Here is a 13,594-nt window from a genome sequence, read left to right on the forward strand (position 1 = left end):
GGGAACGGACACGCGATGATCAGGGTCGACAACCTGCACAAGCATTTCGGCGGATTCCACGCGGTGGATGGCGCGAGCCTGAGCGTGCGCGAGGGCACGATTACCGGGCTGATCGGACCGAACGGCGCCGGAAAAACAACTCTTTTCAATGTGATCGCAGGCGTTCTTAAACCCACGTCCGGGCGCGTCACCATGGCGGGCGAGGATATCACGGGACTGGCACCGCATGATCTGTTCGCCAAGGGGCTCTTGCGCACCTTCCAGATCGCGCATGAATTTTCCTCGATGAGCTGCCGCGAGAACCTGATGATGGTGCCGGGCGGGCAGTCGGGTGAGCAGCTGTGGAACACATGGTTCGGGCGCAAGCGCATCGCCGAGGAGGAACGCGCGCTGCGTGCCAAGGCCGACGAGGTGCTGGAGTTCCTGACGATCGAGCATCTGGCCGATCAGCGCGCGGGTGAAATCTCGGGCGGGCAGAAGAAGCTGCTGGAGCTTGGACGCACCATGATGGTCAATGCGCGCATCGTCTTTCTGGACGAGGTCGGCGCCGGGGTGAACCGCACCCTGCTCAACACCATTGCCGATGCGATCCTCGAGCTGAACCGCGAGCGGAACTACACGTTCGTGGTGATCGAGCATGACATGGATTTCATCGGCCGGATCTGCGACCCGGTGATCTGCATGGCCGAGGGCAAGGTGCTGGCCGAGGGCAGCCTTGAGGAGATCAAGGCCAACGAGCATGTGATCGAGGCCTATCTGGGCACCGGCCTCAAGAACCGCGACATGGTGGGCGCATGAGGCGGGTCGCGCCGGCGATCAAGGGTTTCGCCCGTTCCGGGCGACCGGCTGGGGGCTCTGCCCCCAGACCCCCGGGATATTTGAGAACAGAAGAAGACGGGAGCCATGCGCATGGCTGAAGCGTTCCTGATCGGTGAGAACATGACCGGCGGCTACGGCAAGTCGGGGCCGGATATCCTGCATGATTGCACCGTGGCGGTGGAACCGGGCGAAATCGCGGTGATCGTCGGCCCCAATGGTGCGGGCAAGTCCACGGCGATGAAGGCGGTCTTCGGGATGCTCAGCCTGCGGCGCGGGGCGGTGCGGCTCGATGGTGAGGACATCACCGCGCTGAGCCCGCAGGAGCGGGTGCGCAAGGGCATGGGTTTCGTGCCGCAGAACCAGAACATATTCGCCTCGATGTCGGTCGAGGAGAACCTCGAGATGGGGGCCTTCATCCGCGAGGATGATATCGGCGAGACGATGGAACAGGTTTACGATCTCTTTCCGATCCTGCGCGACAAGCGCCGCCAGGCGGCGGGCGAGTTGAGCGGCGGCCAGCGCCAGCAGGTCGCCGTGGGGCGCGCGCTGATGACGAAGCCCAAGGTGTTGATGCTGGACGAGCCGACGGCGGGGGTGAGCCCGATCGTGATGGACGAGCTGTTCGACCGGATCATCGAGATCGCCCGCACCGGCCTTCCGGTGCTGATGGTCGAGCAGAATGCCCGCCAGGCGCTGGCCATCGCCGACAAGGGCTATGTGCTGGTACAGGGGGCCAATGCCCATACCGGCACCGGCAAGGAGTTGCTGGCCGATCCCGACGTGCGGCGCAGTTTCCTGGGAGGATGAAGCGGATGTGGATCAGAGAGCCAGGCGCGGTGCGCCGCGGGGGGGATACCTGATGGATGCGCTCAATGCCATTGTCGCGCTTGCGAATTTCGTACTGGTGCCGGCGATCGCCTATGGCAGCCAGCTGGCGCTGGGGGCGCTGGGGGTGACGCTGATCTACGGGATATTGCGGTTCTCCAACTTTGCGCATGGCGACACGATGGCCTTCGGCACGATGGTCACGGTGCTGGCGACATGGGGTCTGCAGGCAATGGGCGTGTCGCTGGGACCGTTGCCGACGGCATTGCTGGCGCTGCCGGTGGGGATACTCGGCTGCATGGCGCTGGTGCTGGTGACGGATCGGGCGGTCTATCGGTTCTACCGCGCGCAGAAAGCCAAGCCCGTGATCCTCGTGATCGTGTCGATCGGCGTCATGTTCATCATGAACGGGCTTGTGCGCTTCATCATCGGCCCCGGCGACCAGCGTTTCGCCGATGGCGAGCGGTTCATCGTCTCGGCGCGGACATTCAAGGACATGACCGGACTTGAGGAGGGGCTGGCGATCAAGACCACGCAGGGGATCACCGTGATCACGGCGGTGATCGTGGTGGCGCTGCTGTTCTGGTTCCTCAACCGCACCCGCAGCGGCAAGTCCATGCGCGCCTATTCCGATAATGAGGACCTGGCGCTGTTGTCGGGGATCAACCCGGATCGGGTGGTGATGATCACATGGCTGATCGTGGCGGCGCTGGCGACGGTGGCGGGGGTTCTCTACGGGCTCGACAAGAGCTTCAAGCCCTTCACCTATTTCCAGCTGCTCCTGCCGATCTTCGCCAGTGCCATCGTCGGCGGGCTCGGCAATCCGATCGGCGCCATTGCCGGCGGGTTCGTCATCGCCTTCAGCGAGGTGACGATCACCTATGCCTGGAAAAAGGTTCTGGGCTATGCCCTGCCCGAGAGCCTGGAGCCTGAAGGGTTGGTGCAGCTTCTGAGCACCGATTACAAATTCGCGGTCAGCTTCGTGATCCTGCTGATCGTGCTGTTGTTCCGCCCGACGGGCCTGTTCCGGGGGAAAGCGGTATGAGCGAGACGATGAAGAAAACCGCCCTCTTCGCGCTGGTCGCGGGGCTGATCGTGTTCACCGGCCTGTTCCAGAGCTGGAACACGGCGCTGCTGATCCTCAACATGGGTCTGATCTCGGCGATCATGTCGCTGGGGGTCAACCTGCAATGGGGTTTCGCGGGACTGTTCAACGTGGGTGTCATGGGCTTCGTGGCGCTTGGCGGGCTGGCGACGGTGCTGGTGGCGATGCCGCCGGTGGGCGAGGCCTGGGCCGCAGGCGGTGCGCGGGTGCTGGCGGGGCTGGCGACGGGCGCGGCGCTGCTGGTGGCGGTTGTGCTTCTGCGCCGCGCGATGCGGCCGGGGCGGGCGCGTGCGCTGGTGACTCTGGTGGTCCTTGTCGGCGGCTTCTTTGTCTATCGCGCGGTGTTCGATCCGGGCGTCGAGGCGGTGGAGGCCGTGAACCCGGCGGGTACGGGATATCTCGGCGGGCTGGGCCTGCCGGTGCTGCTGGCCTGGCCGGTGGGCGGCCTGCTTGCGGCCGGCGCAGCCTGGATCATCGGCAAGGCGGCGCTGGGGCTGCGCAGCGATTACCTCGCGATCGCCACGCTGGGTATCGCCGAGATCATCCTAGCCGTGCTCAAGAACGAGGACTGGCTGAGCCGGGGCGTCAAGAACGTGAACGGCCTTCCGCGCCCCCTGCCCTATGAGATCGACCTGCAGAACGATCCGGGCTTTGTCGAGACTGTGCAGGGCTTTGGCCTCGATCCGGTCACGTCATCGTCGCTGGCGGTCAAGCTGGGCTATGCGGGGCTGTTCTCGGTGGTGCTGCTGGTGATCCTGCTGGCGGCGCAACTGGCGCTCAACAGCCCTTGGGGGCGGATGATGCGGGCGATCCGCGACAACGAGACTGCCGCCGAGGCGATGGGCAAGGACGTGACCCGGCGCCATCTTCAGGTCTTCATCCTGGGCAGCGCGGTCTGCGGCATCGCGGGGGCGATGATGACGACGCTTGACGGGCAGCTGGTGCCGACCTCCTACCAGCCACTGCGCTTCACCTTCCTCATATGGGTGATGGTGATCGTGGGCGGCTCGGGCAACAATTTCGGCGCCGTGCTGGGCGGGTTCCTGATCTGGTTCCTCTGGGTCCAGGTCGAGCCGATGGGCTATTGGCTGATGCAGATGATCACCGCGCCGCTGGCCGAGGACAGCGCGTTGAAGGCGCATCTGCTGGGCAGCGCGGCGCATATGCGGCTGTTCACGATGGGGCTGTTGCTGTTGCTTGTGCTGCGCTTCAGCCCGCGCGGGCTGATCCCCGAACGATAGGCCGGAACCGGGGGCGCGGCCCCCGGACCCCCGAGGTATTTTCCGCCAGATGAAGGCAGCGGCGCGCAGCTTCATCTTGCCTCAAATACTCCCCCGCCGGAGGCGTCCGGCGCTGGCGTCAGGCGCGTTGGCTGGACATCCGGGCGATCCCGAGCGTGTCGAGCACCTTGGCTTCGATATCGACGGCGTTGAGGCGGGCGGCGGCATACATGTCCGCCGGGCTGGCCTGATCGATGAATATGTCGGGCAGCACCATCGAGCGGAACCTGAGCCCCTCGTCAAAGGCGCCGTTTTCGGCCAGGAGCTGCGCGACATGGCTGCCAAAACCGCCGATGGCGCCTTCCTCGATGGTAATGAGCGCCTCATGCCGCGCGGCGAGATCGAGGATCAGCTCGGCATCGAGGGGTTTGGCGAAACGCGCATCGGCGACGCTGGGAGTGATGCCGCGTGCGCGCAATGCCTCGGAGGCTTTCATGACCTCGCCAAGGCGCGTGCCGAAGGACAGGAGCGCGACGCGCCCGCCTTTCTGGATCATGCGGCCCTTGCCGATTTCGAGCGGTGTGCCCTGCGCGGGCATCTCGACGCCCTCGCCCTCGCCGCGCGGGTAGCGAAAGGCGATCGGCCCGCTGTCATGGACGGCGGCGGTGGCGACCATATGCTTGAGTTCGGCCTCGTCGGCGGCGGCCATGACCGTAAAGCCCGGCAGGTTGGCGAGATAGGCGATATCATAGGCGCCCGCATGGGTCGGGCCATCCGCACCCACGAGGCCGGCGCGGTCGATGGCGAAGCGCACCGGCAGGCGCTGGATCGCCACGTCATGCACGACCTGATCATAGCCGCGTTGCAGGAAGGTGGAATAGAGCGCGCAGAACGGGCGCATCCCCGCGGCTGCAAGCCCAGCGGCGAAGGTCACCGCATGTTGCTCGGCGATGCCCACGTCAAAGCAGCGCGACGGATAGCGCTGATCGAAAAGGTCAAGCCCGGTGCCGTCCGGCATGGCGGCGGTGATCGCGCAGATGCGCGGATCCTGCGCCGCGTGATCCAGCAGCGCCTCGGCGAAAACCCGTGTGTAACTGGGCGCGTTCGAGGGGGCTTTCTTCTGCTCGCCGGTCACCACGTCGAACTTGCCGGTGGCATGGCCGCCATCGCGCCGGGTTTCCGCCGGGCCATAGCCCTTGCCCTTGCGGGTGCAGACATGAATGAGCGTCGGCCCGCTGGCGCGCGCCTGGACGGTGCGCAACACCGGCAGAAGCTGCTCCATGTCATGCCCGTCGATCGGCCCCACATAGCTGAAGCCGAGCTCCTCGAAGAGGGTGCCGCCGACGGTCATGCTTTTCAGCATGTCGCGGGCGCGCTTGGCGCCTTCCTGGAAGGGCGGCGGCAGCAGCGATACCGCCCCCTTGGCGGCGGCCTTGAATTCCTGGAACGGTTCGCCCGCATAGAGCCGAGAAAGATAGGAGGACAGCGCCCCGACCGGCGGCGCGATCGACATCTCGTTATCGTTGAGCACGACGATCAGCCGTTTCTTCAGGTGCCCGGCATTGTTCATCGCCTCAAAGGCCATGCCCGCCGACATCGCTCCGTCACCGATGATCGCGATGGCGTCGCCAAGGCCGGTCTCGCAGGCGCCGCCCAGATCGCGCGCCACGGCAAAGCCGAGCGCCGCGCTGATCGAGGTCGAGCTATGCGCCGCGCCGAAGGGGTCATAGGGGCTTTCGCTGCGCTTGGTGAAACCGGAAAGGCCGTCTTTCTGGCGCAGGGTGCGGATGCGGTCGCGCCGCCCGGTCAGGATCTTGTGGGGATAGCTTTGATGGCTCACGTCCCAGATGATCTTGTCGCGCGGCGCGTCGAACACCGCATGCAGCGCAACGGTCAGTTCCACCACCCCCAGCCCCGCGCCCAGGTGGCCGCCGGTTTCCGACACGGCCGAAATCGTCTCGGCGCGCAGCTCGTCGGCCAGGGTGACCAGCTGGCTGTCGGACAGCTGTTTGATATCGGCCGGCGTGGCGACCTGATCCAGAAGCGGCGTGACGGGGCGTTCGGACATGATGGCAGGCGCCCTCCTTGGGGCAAGACTCAGCTATGACGCGAGATAACGAAGCGGGCGAGCGCCCGCAAGCTGTCGGCGTCCTCTCCGTAGGGAGATAGGGCATCGCAGGCCGTTTCGACAAGGGCATGAGCGCGGGCGCGCGCGGCATCGAGCCCCAGCAGCGACACGAAGGTGGCCTTGCCGGCGGCGGCGTCCTTGCCGACGGCCTTGCCCGCGGCATCCGCATCGCCGGTCACGTCGATCACGTCGTCCTGAATCTGGAAGGCCAGCCCGAGCGCCCCGGCATAGGCCGCAAGCGGGCCGGTGTCGGCCTCCGCCATGCGCGGCCCGGCGCAGGCCGCCCATTCGATGAGCGCCCCGGTCTTGCCCGCCTGGAGCCGGGTGATTTCATCGAGCGTCAGCGCGCTCGATGCGGTTTCAGCGGCGATGTCGAGCGCCTGCCCCAGCACCATCCCCTGCCCGCCTGCAGCGCGCGCAAGGCTGAGCGCGAGGTCGGCGCGCGCATGGTCCGTCGCGGCGCCCTCGGGATGGGCGGCGAGCTCGAAGGCCAGCGATTGCAGCGCGTCCCCGGCCAGCACGGCGGTGGCCTCGTCCCATTTGACATGCAGCGTGGGCTGACCGCGGCGCAGATCGTCGTCATCCATGCAGGGCAGATCGTCATGCACGAGACTGTAGGCATGCATCGCCTCGATGGCGGCGGCGGGCCAGACAGCGCGCGTCTCCGGAATTCCGTGAAGCCGCGCGCCTTCGAGCACGAGACGCGCGCGGATGCGCTTGCCGCCCGCGACCGCATAGCGCATCGCCGCGACGACCGGTGTATCGCCGAACGGTTCAAGCACGGCTTCGAGATGGGCATGGACACGCGCGGCCTGACCTGCGCCTTGGCTGTTCATCGGGTTCAGAGACCTTCGGCGGGTGTCGTTCCGGTGGCGGTGCCGTCGGCGTCGAGCGTGATCGCGGCGACCTTTTCCTCGGCTTCCTTCAGCTTGGCCTCGCAGCGGGTCTTGAGCGCCGCGCCGCGTTCATAGAGCTTGATCGATTCCTCGAGCGCCACATCGCCGCGCTCGAGCGTCGAGACGACCTGCTCCAGCTCCTTCATGGCATCTTCGAACGACATTTCGGAAACCGGCGAGTCTGTCATTTTGGCATCCTGTTGGCTGAGGAATTGTGCGGCCACCTTATCCGGGGCGCTGGCGGGGTTCAATTCGGTTGACGCCCCCCCCGGCCCTGAAGGATTGTTGTCGTCATGACGAAACCCGACATTCCCGAGATGGATGCGATGATCGCGCTGGCCGCGCGGTTCGAGGCGGCTGTCAAGGCGGACCCCGCGCTTGAGGGAGCGGAACTGGGCGAGATGCTGCGCCATGTGCCGGGCAAGCGCGCCATCTGCCGCGGAACGGTGCAGGGCCGGGAATGCATCTGGCGTGTTTTTCACAGCCCGCAGGACGGTGTGGCCGGGCGCGAATGGGTCGAATTGCAGCGCGTCCATGCCGGGATGCGCGATGACGACCACACGGTCAATGCGCCGCTCTACCATGCGCCTGAATTCGGGCTGGTCGCAGTGGAATTCATCGCCGGCACGCCCTTGATGGCGCTGGTCTGGCAAAGCCCGCTTGAAGAGCGCGAGGCACTGATCATCCCGGCAGCGCGCTGGCTGCGCCGTTACACGGAAAGCAGTGAAAGCTGGTGGCCCGCCAAGCCCGAAGGCTGGCTCAAGCGGGCCGAGCGCGCCGCCGCCAAACAACCCTTCTCCAAGCTGCACAGGCTGGAGCGCCCGATCCTTGCAGAACTGGCGCGGCTGCTGCCCCGGATCGAGGGGCTGGACTGGCGCACGGCGATCTGCCACGGCGATTTTCATCCCAACAACCTGATCGTGGACGGCGCGCGCATGACCGGGATCGACAATGGCGGCTCTGCGCGGATGCCGATCTACAAGGACATGGCACGGTTCCTGATGCATATGGGACGGCGCGGGTTGATCCCGTCGGGGTCGCGCGTTCTGGGGGTGGATGGCGCGATGATCGAGGCCTTCAGCGAGACCTTCGCGATGACCGAGGCCGAGCGGCGGCTGATCCTGCCCTTCATGCTGGGAATCGAGGCGCTGATCCGGGTCGAGCATGCCGACATGACACGCTCGCGAGTGCGCCGCGCCCACGCCATGTACGAAGCGCTGCTCGAAGACCTGCGCAAGATCTAGGCGGGGGCTGGCAGGGTTTGCCGCTCAGCGGCCCTTGAACAAGCCGCCAAGGATGCCGCGCACGATGCGCCTGCCGGTGGTGCCCTTGAGCTCTTTCATCACCGCGTTGCCAAGCGCCTGACCGATACTGGCGCCGAACCCGACCGGTTCGCGCGCGGAGCTGCCCGAACGCGAGACGCGCTTGCCCGAATAGCGCCGGGCGGCGTTGAATTCGCTTTCGGCGGCGGATTGAGCCTCGGCCTCGGCGGCTTCGGCTTCGGCCGCCTCGCGCGCGGCGTCATCGGCACGCCGGGCCAGCATCTCGTAGGCCGAGTCCCGATCCATCAGCGTGTCATACTTGCCCATGACCGGAGACGCGGCGATGACCGCGCGTCGCGTCTGATCGCCAATCGGCCCCAGCCGGGAGGACGGCGGGCGGATCAGCGTGCGCTCGACGATGCCGGGGGCGCCCTTGGCCTCGAGCATCGAGGTCACGGCCTCGCCGGTGCCCACGTCACGGATCGCGTCGGCCGTGTCGAAACGCGGATTGGGGCGATAGGTCTCGGCCGCCCGCGTCAGCGCCTTGCGGTCGCGCGCGGTGAAGGCGCGCAGCGCGTGCTGAAAGCGGTTGCCGAGCTGGCCGAGGATGTCCTCGGGCACGTCGTCGGGGTTCTGGGTTATGAAATAGACCCCCACCCCCTTGGACCGGATCAGCCGCGCCACCTGTTCGACCTTGTCGACCAGCGCCTTGGGCGCGTCGTCGAACAGAAGGTGGGCCTCGTCGAAGAAGAAGACCAGCCGGGGTTTTTCCGGGTCGCCGACCTCGGGCAGGGTCTCGAAGAGTTCCGACAGAAGCCACAGAAGGAAGGTTGCGTAAAGGCGCGGTGAATTCATCAGCCGGTCCGAGGCGAGGATGTTGATCCGCCCGCGCCCGTCAGGATCGCTGCGCATGATGTCCATGAGATCAAGCGCCGGTTCTCCGAACAGGGAATTGCCGCCCTGGTTCTCGAGCACCAGGAGCTGACGCTGGATCGCGCCCACCGATTGTGGCGAAACATTGCCGTAGCGCAGGGAAAGTTCGGCCCGGTTGTCGCCGACCCAGACCAGCAGTGATTGCAGATCCTTCAGGTCGAGCAGCGGCATGCCTTCTTCGTCGGCGACGCGAAAGGCGATGTTCATGATGCCTTCCTGCGCATCGCTCAGATCCATCAGGCGGCTGAGCAGAAGCGGCCCCATCTCGGCCAGCGTGGTGCGCACCGGGTGGCCCTGCTCGCCGAAGATATCCCAGAAGGTGACCGGAAAGGCATCATAGGTGAAATCGTCGAAACCTATGGTTTCATTACGCTTCATGAAGGCTTCATGCAGCTTGCCGTCGGGGCTTCCGGCCTCGGCCAGCCCGGAAAGATCGCCCTTCACGTCCGACAGGAACACCGGCACGCCCGCCGATGAAAACCCCTCGGCCAGGATCTGCAGGGTCACGGTCTTGCCGGTGCCGGTGGCGCCCGCGATCAACCCGTGGCGGTTGGCATATTTCAGCGAAAGCCCCTGCTTGGTGCCATATCCTTCGCCGCCGCCGCCGATGAAAATCCTGTTATCCACGTCACTCGCCCCCGGTCTGAATTTCTTCACGCTCTGAACATACAAAGTTAACTTTTATCTGCCAGCATGAATCGCGTCGCCGGACAGCATGTCCTCTGGTCCGGTGACTTCCTCCCTGTCAGACTGGCCGCGCCCCTGTGCGCGGCCTTTTTTCGCGCGACGCTTTTTCGCGGCACCTCAAGCAGTTCGCCTGTTGACGGATTGCAAGAACTGTCCTAGCGTCCCCTTCAATGACTAAGTCGGCCAGTCCGACGGGGAGATAAAAGGGAAAGAGGCCGCTTGGCCTCTTTTCCATTTTTTCCGGATCGGCCTCTCCGTCAGGCGCTGCCCGGCTGGCGAATTTTCGCCTTGAACCGGCTGAACGTTTTCGTTTTTCTCCTGACACCGCTGCGCAGCCATGCTAGAGCGCCAGCAACCTTCACATCCAATCACGGGGACGCAATGCCCAAGATTTATCAGACCCTTCCCTTGATCGCTCTTCTTGCCCTCGGCACATCGCTGAGCGCGCAGGACACCACCGCCGACACGGCCGCCGATACACAGGCCGAGGCCGGAGCCACCGAGACGGAGTCGGATCAGGCGAGCGATCCTGCGGCCGAACCGGCCACCGATGCGACGCCGCAGGTGCAGACCGGCCGCGCCGCGCAGGAGGACCCGACCTATATCAAGGAAGAATACGGCGACTGGCAGCTCAAGTGTTTCCGCAGCGAAGCCGAGGAAGACCCCTGCCAGATGTATCAGCTACTGACCGAGGAGGCCGGCAACCCGGTCGCCGAGTTCAGCCTGTTCCGCCTGCCCGAGGGTGCGCAGGCCGCTGCCGGGGCGACCATCGTGGTTCCGCTCGGCACGCTTCTGCCCGAAGAGCTGAAGATCTCGGTCGATGGCGGACGGCCCAAGACCTATTCCTATTCCTTCTGCACGATGGTCGGCTGCTTTGCCCGGATCGGCCTGACGCAGGCCGATGTCGATCAGCTCAAGGCCGGTGCCGAAGGCCAGTTGCAGATCGTGCCCGCTCAGGCGCCCGACCAGACCGTCGATATCAAGGTGTCGCTGGACGGTTTCACGGCCGCTTACAGCAACGTGTCGGTGATGAAGAACTGAGGCACGGCCCCCGCGGCAATGCCAGACAGGCCCAGGACGGCGCTGCGTGGATCACGCGGCGCCGTTTTTCGTGGCACCTGTCACGCGAAACGCTTGAGCGCCAGCACCGCGTTCAGCCCGCCAAAGGCAAAAGCGTTGGACAGTGCGACATTCACATCCGCTTCGCGCGCCACATTGGGCACGACATCGAGCGCGCATTCCGGGTCGGGCTCTTGATAGCCGATGGTGGGCGCGATCACCCCGTCACGCACCGCCATGATGCAGGCCAGCAGCTCGACCGCGCCGGTGCCGCCGATGAGGTGGCCATGCATCGACTTGGTCGAGGAAATCATCAGTCTGTCGGCATGCGCGCCGAACACGTCCGCCACGGCGGCGCTTTCGGTCTTGTCATTGGCGGCGGTGCCGGTCCCGTGGGCGTTGATATAGCCCACATCCGATAGGTTCAGCCGCGCATCCGCCAGCGCGCCCTTGATCGCGCGCGAGGCCCCCTGTTTCGAGGGCATGACGATATCGGCGGCATCCGATGACATGGCATAGCCCGCCACCTCGGCCAGGATCTCGGCGCCGCGCGCGCGGGCGTGCTCGTATTCCTCGAAGACGAAGATCCCCGCGCCCTCGCCCTGCACCATGCCGTTGCGGTTGGCCGAAAACGGACGACAGCCATCCTTGGACATGACCCGCAGCCCTTCCCAGGCCTTGACCCCGCCAAAGCACAGCATGGATTCCGAACCGCCGGTCACCATCACCGGGGTCATGCCGCCATGCACCATCTGAAAGGCCTGCGCCATCGCGTGGTTGGACGAGGCACAGGCCGTCGAGACGGTAAAGCTCGGCCCCTTGAGGTTGAATTCCATCGACACGTGGCTGGCGGCGGCGTTGTTCATGAGCTTGGGCACGACGAAGGGATGCACCCGGTTCTTGCCGTCCTCGTAGACCGAGCGGTAATTTTCATCGAGGGTGGTCATGCCGCCCCCCGAATTGCCCAGAACCACCCCGGCCCGCGCCGCCAGCTCGCCCGAAAAGACCAGACCGGCCTGCGCGATCGCCTCGCGCGCGGCGATCAGGGTGAACTGGGTGAAGCGGTCATAAAGCGCCATCTGCTGACGGTTGAAACGCGCCTCTGGGTCATAGTCGCGCACCTGCCCGCCGATCCGGATCGACAGGCGGTCGACATCGCGAAACTCAAGCTCGCGGATGCCACAGCGCCCCTCGCGCATGGCCTCGAGCGTGTCTGGCACGTTGTGGCCGAGCGCGTTGATCGTGCCCGCGCCCGTGATGACGACCCGTTTCACGACTGCTCTGCGATCAGTTTCTCGATCCCCGCCACGATCGATGCGACCGAGGAGATATCGAAATCGCTGGCTTCGGGCTCGTTGGCGTTGAACGGCACCGAGACATCGAATTCCTCTTCAATGGCGAAGATGCTTTCCACCAGCCCGAGGCTGTCGATCCCCAGATCCTCGAGCGTGCTGTCCATGGTCACATCCGAAGGGTCGAGCACGGCCTGCTCGGCGATAATTCCGATCACGCGGTCCTTGATGCTGCTCATGAGTGTCGCCTTCCCGCTTTCGTCGCGTTGGATTTAATTGCTCTCGGCGTCGTTTGAAACAGTTTTCTTGAGCTCTGCGACATCCGCGAACAGCCGCTTGAGGCGGCGCAAGCCCTTGTAGACTTCCATCTGGCTTTCCATCTTCATCGCCGGGTAACCCAGCATGACGCGACCGGCGGGAATATTGGCCAGCACCTTGGTACCGCCGCCCGTTATCGCGTTGTCGCCGATGAAAAGGTTGTCGCCCACGCCGGTCTGCCCGGCCAGCACCACGTTGTTGCCGATCACGGTCGATCCGCCGATGCCGACCTGCCCGCACAGAAGCGTATCGTTTCCAACGACCACGTTGTGACCGACCTGCACGAGGTTATCGAGCTTGGTGCCGTTGCCGATCCGGGTGTCGCGCACCGTGCCGCGATCAACGCAGGCATTGACGCCGATCTCGACATCGTCGCCGATGGTGACGCTGCCAAGGCTGTGGATGCGGGCATAGGATTGCTTTTGCACATCGCCCTGGTCGCCCAGGGTCTCTCGCGCGCGCTCGACGCCCGACACCTCGGGGGTGACGAAAGAGAACCCGTCGCCGCCGATCACCGCGCCGGGCTGGGCGGTGAAACGCGCGCCGATCCGCACCCGCGCGCCGATCCGCACGCCTTCACGCAGGAAACCGCCTTCGCCGATCACGCAGTCCGCGCCGACGAAACAATGCGGCCCGATCACCGTGCCCGCGCCGATCCGTGCCCCGGCGCAGATCACCGCCAGCGGCCCTACGCTCACGTCGTCTGCCAGCTCGGCGGCGGGGTCGACCACGGCCGACGGGTGGATGCCCGTGGCCCAGCCCTGCCCCGGATCCATCATCGCCGACAATCCCGCCAGCGCGAAGCGCGGCCGCGGCGCCAGGATCGCGGCCTCAAGGCCCAGCGATTCCCAGTCCGCACCCTCCCAGAGCATTGCAGCACGCGCCTGCCCTGCGGCAATCTGCGCGGCGAATTCGGGCTTCATCGCCAGTGCCAGCTGACTGGCGGTGGCCTCGGCGGGCTCGGCGACGCTGTCGATCTTCAGATCGATTGCGCCCAGGGCCTTGGCCCCAAGCGCCTCTGCGATTTCCTGGATGGTATAGGACATGGGA

General features: G+C 65.6%; 13 protein-coding genes. 6 read left to right on the forward strand and 7 right to left on the reverse strand.

Translation table 11 applies throughout. The features are described from left to right. The first annotated feature begins 15 nt into the window (after positions 1-15). The 4 genes from ROH8110_RS05695 to ROH8110_RS05710 all read left to right on the forward strand — a co-directional run bounded on the left by ROH8110_RS05695 (position 16) and on the right by ROH8110_RS05710 (position 3,990). Positions 16-798 carry an ABC transporter ATP-binding protein gene (locus ROH8110_RS05695; protein WP_085816672.1) on the forward strand — a complete coding sequence of 261 codons (783 nt, stop codon included), beginning with the start codon at positions 16-18 and terminating at the stop codon, positions 796-798. A gap of 111 nt (positions 799-909) precedes the next feature. Beyond that, complete coding sequence (locus tag ROH8110_RS05700) at positions 910-1,626, forward strand: ABC transporter ATP-binding protein (protein WP_085817030.1); 717 nt, start codon at positions 910-912, stop codon at positions 1,624-1,626. 52 nt (positions 1,627-1,678) lie between these two features. Further along, a complete protein-coding gene (locus ROH8110_RS05705) occupies positions 1,679-2,689 on the forward strand; it encodes a branched-chain amino acid ABC transporter permease (protein ID WP_085816673.1) in 1,011 nt (336 codons plus the stop codon). Beyond that, positions 2,686-3,990 (forward strand): branched-chain amino acid ABC transporter permease, encoded by a 1,305-nt coding sequence (locus ROH8110_RS05710; RefSeq protein WP_085816674.1) that lies wholly within the window; start codon positions 2,686-2,688, stop codon positions 3,988-3,990. The genes ROH8110_RS05705 and ROH8110_RS05710 overlap by 4 nt, the downstream gene beginning before the upstream one ends. Before the next feature lie 118 nt (positions 3,991-4,108). Here the strand turns inward: ROH8110_RS05710 and dxs are convergent, their stop codons facing one another. Genes dxs through ROH8110_RS05725 form a run of 3 tightly spaced genes read right to left on the reverse strand, consistent with a single transcriptional unit; the run spans position 4,109 to position 7,181 of the window. After that, a complete protein-coding gene (gene dxs / locus ROH8110_RS05715) occupies positions 4,109-6,037 on the reverse strand; it encodes a 1-deoxy-D-xylulose-5-phosphate synthase (protein WP_085816675.1) in 1,929 nt (642 codons plus the stop codon). Positions 6,038-6,066: 29 nt separating this feature from the next. Further along, positions 6,067-6,933, reverse strand: a complete 867-nt coding sequence (locus ROH8110_RS05720) for a polyprenyl synthetase family protein (protein WP_085816676.1) — start codon at positions 6,931-6,933, stop codon at positions 6,067-6,069. A 5-nt stretch (positions 6,934-6,938) separates the two neighbouring features. Beyond that, complete coding sequence (locus ROH8110_RS05725; RefSeq protein ID WP_085817031.1) at positions 6,939-7,181, reverse strand: exodeoxyribonuclease VII small subunit; 243 nt, start codon at positions 7,179-7,181, stop codon at positions 6,939-6,941. Positions 7,182-7,286: 105 nt separating this feature from the next. Here ROH8110_RS05725 and ROH8110_RS05730 point away from each other — a divergent pair, with 105 nt between their 5' ends. Next, positions 7,287-8,237, forward strand: a complete 951-nt coding sequence (locus ROH8110_RS05730; RefSeq protein WP_085816677.1) for a phosphotransferase — start codon at positions 7,287-7,289, stop codon at positions 8,235-8,237. Positions 8,238-8,261: 24 nt separating this feature from the next. Here ROH8110_RS05730 and ROH8110_RS05735 read toward each other — a convergent pair whose 3' ends face one another. Further along, positions 8,262-9,815, reverse strand: coding sequence for a helicase HerA-like domain-containing protein (locus tag ROH8110_RS05735; RefSeq protein ID WP_085816678.1), 1,554 nt, complete (start codon positions 9,813-9,815; stop codon positions 8,262-8,264). Between the two features lie 441 nt (positions 9,816-10,256). Here ROH8110_RS05735 and ROH8110_RS05740 point away from each other — a divergent pair, with 441 nt between their 5' ends. Continuing rightward, on the forward strand, positions 10,257-10,916 hold the full coding sequence (locus tag ROH8110_RS05740) for an invasion associated locus B family protein (RefSeq protein ID WP_085816679.1): 660 nt from the start codon (positions 10,257-10,259) through the stop codon (positions 10,914-10,916). A gap of 80 nt (positions 10,917-10,996) precedes the next feature. Here the strand turns inward: ROH8110_RS05740 and ROH8110_RS05745 are convergent, their stop codons facing one another. Genes ROH8110_RS05745 through lpxD form a run of 3 tightly spaced genes read right to left on the reverse strand, consistent with a single transcriptional unit; the run spans position 10,997 to position 13,590 of the window. Continuing rightward, entirely contained in the window at positions 10,997-12,208 is a 1,212-nt protein-coding gene (locus ROH8110_RS05745) for a beta-ketoacyl-[acyl-carrier-protein] synthase family protein (protein WP_085816680.1), read from the reverse strand. Beyond that, positions 12,205-12,465, reverse strand: a complete 261-nt coding sequence (locus ROH8110_RS05750) for an acyl carrier protein (RefSeq protein WP_085816681.1) — start codon at positions 12,463-12,465, stop codon at positions 12,205-12,207. Before ROH8110_RS05750 ends, ROH8110_RS05745 begins: the two co-directional genes overlap by 4 nt. 33 nt (positions 12,466-12,498) lie before the next feature. Continuing rightward, positions 12,499-13,590 (reverse strand): UDP-3-O-(3-hydroxymyristoyl)glucosamine N-acyltransferase, encoded by a 1,092-nt coding sequence (lpxD, locus tag ROH8110_RS05755; RefSeq protein WP_085816682.1) that lies wholly within the window; start codon positions 13,588-13,590, stop codon positions 12,499-12,501. Positions 13,591-13,594: the final 4 nt, after the last annotated feature.

The sequence above is a fragment of the Roseovarius halotolerans genome, assembly GCF_900172255.1.
GTDB classification, from domain to species: domain Bacteria; phylum Pseudomonadota; class Alphaproteobacteria; order Rhodobacterales; family Rhodobacteraceae; genus Roseovarius; species Roseovarius halotolerans.

What these genes read in the sequence shown, in the direction of transcription:
- ROH8110_RS05710 (WP_085816674.1), top strand. Translation starts at nt 2,686, where the DNA reads ATGAGCGAGACGATGAAGAAAACCGCCCTCTTCGCGCTGGTCGCGGGG.
- ROH8110_RS05750 (WP_085816681.1), bottom strand. Translation starts at nt 12,465, where the DNA reads ATGAGCAGCATCAAGGACCGCGTGATCGGAATTATCGCCGAGCAGGCC.
- ROH8110_RS05720 (WP_085816676.1), bottom strand. Translation starts at nt 6,933, where the DNA reads ATGAACAGCCAAGGCGCAGGTCAGGCCGCGCGTGTCCATGCCCATCTC.
- lpxD (WP_085816682.1), bottom strand. Translation starts at nt 13,590, where the DNA reads ATGTCCTATACCATCCAGGAAATCGCAGAGGCGCTTGGGGCCAAGGCC.
- ROH8110_RS05730 (WP_085816677.1), top strand. Translation starts at nt 7,287, where the DNA reads ATGACGAAACCCGACATTCCCGAGATGGATGCGATGATCGCGCTGGCC.
- ROH8110_RS05700 (WP_085817030.1), top strand. Translation starts at nt 910, where the DNA reads ATGGCTGAAGCGTTCCTGATCGGTGAGAACATGACCGGCGGCTACGGC.
- ROH8110_RS05695 (WP_085816672.1), top strand. Translation starts at nt 16, where the DNA reads ATGATCAGGGTCGACAACCTGCACAAGCATTTCGGCGGATTCCACGCG.
- ROH8110_RS05740 (WP_085816679.1), top strand. Translation starts at nt 10,257, where the DNA reads ATGCCCAAGATTTATCAGACCCTTCCCTTGATCGCTCTTCTTGCCCTC.
- ROH8110_RS05725 (WP_085817031.1), bottom strand. Translation starts at nt 7,181, where the DNA reads ATGACAGACTCGCCGGTTTCCGAAATGTCGTTCGAAGATGCCATGAAG.
- ROH8110_RS05705 (WP_085816673.1), top strand. Translation starts at nt 1,679, where the DNA reads ATGGATGCGCTCAATGCCATTGTCGCGCTTGCGAATTTCGTACTGGTG.
- dxs (WP_085816675.1), bottom strand. Translation starts at nt 6,037, where the DNA reads ATGTCCGAACGCCCCGTCACGCCGCTTCTGGATCAGGTCGCCACGCCG.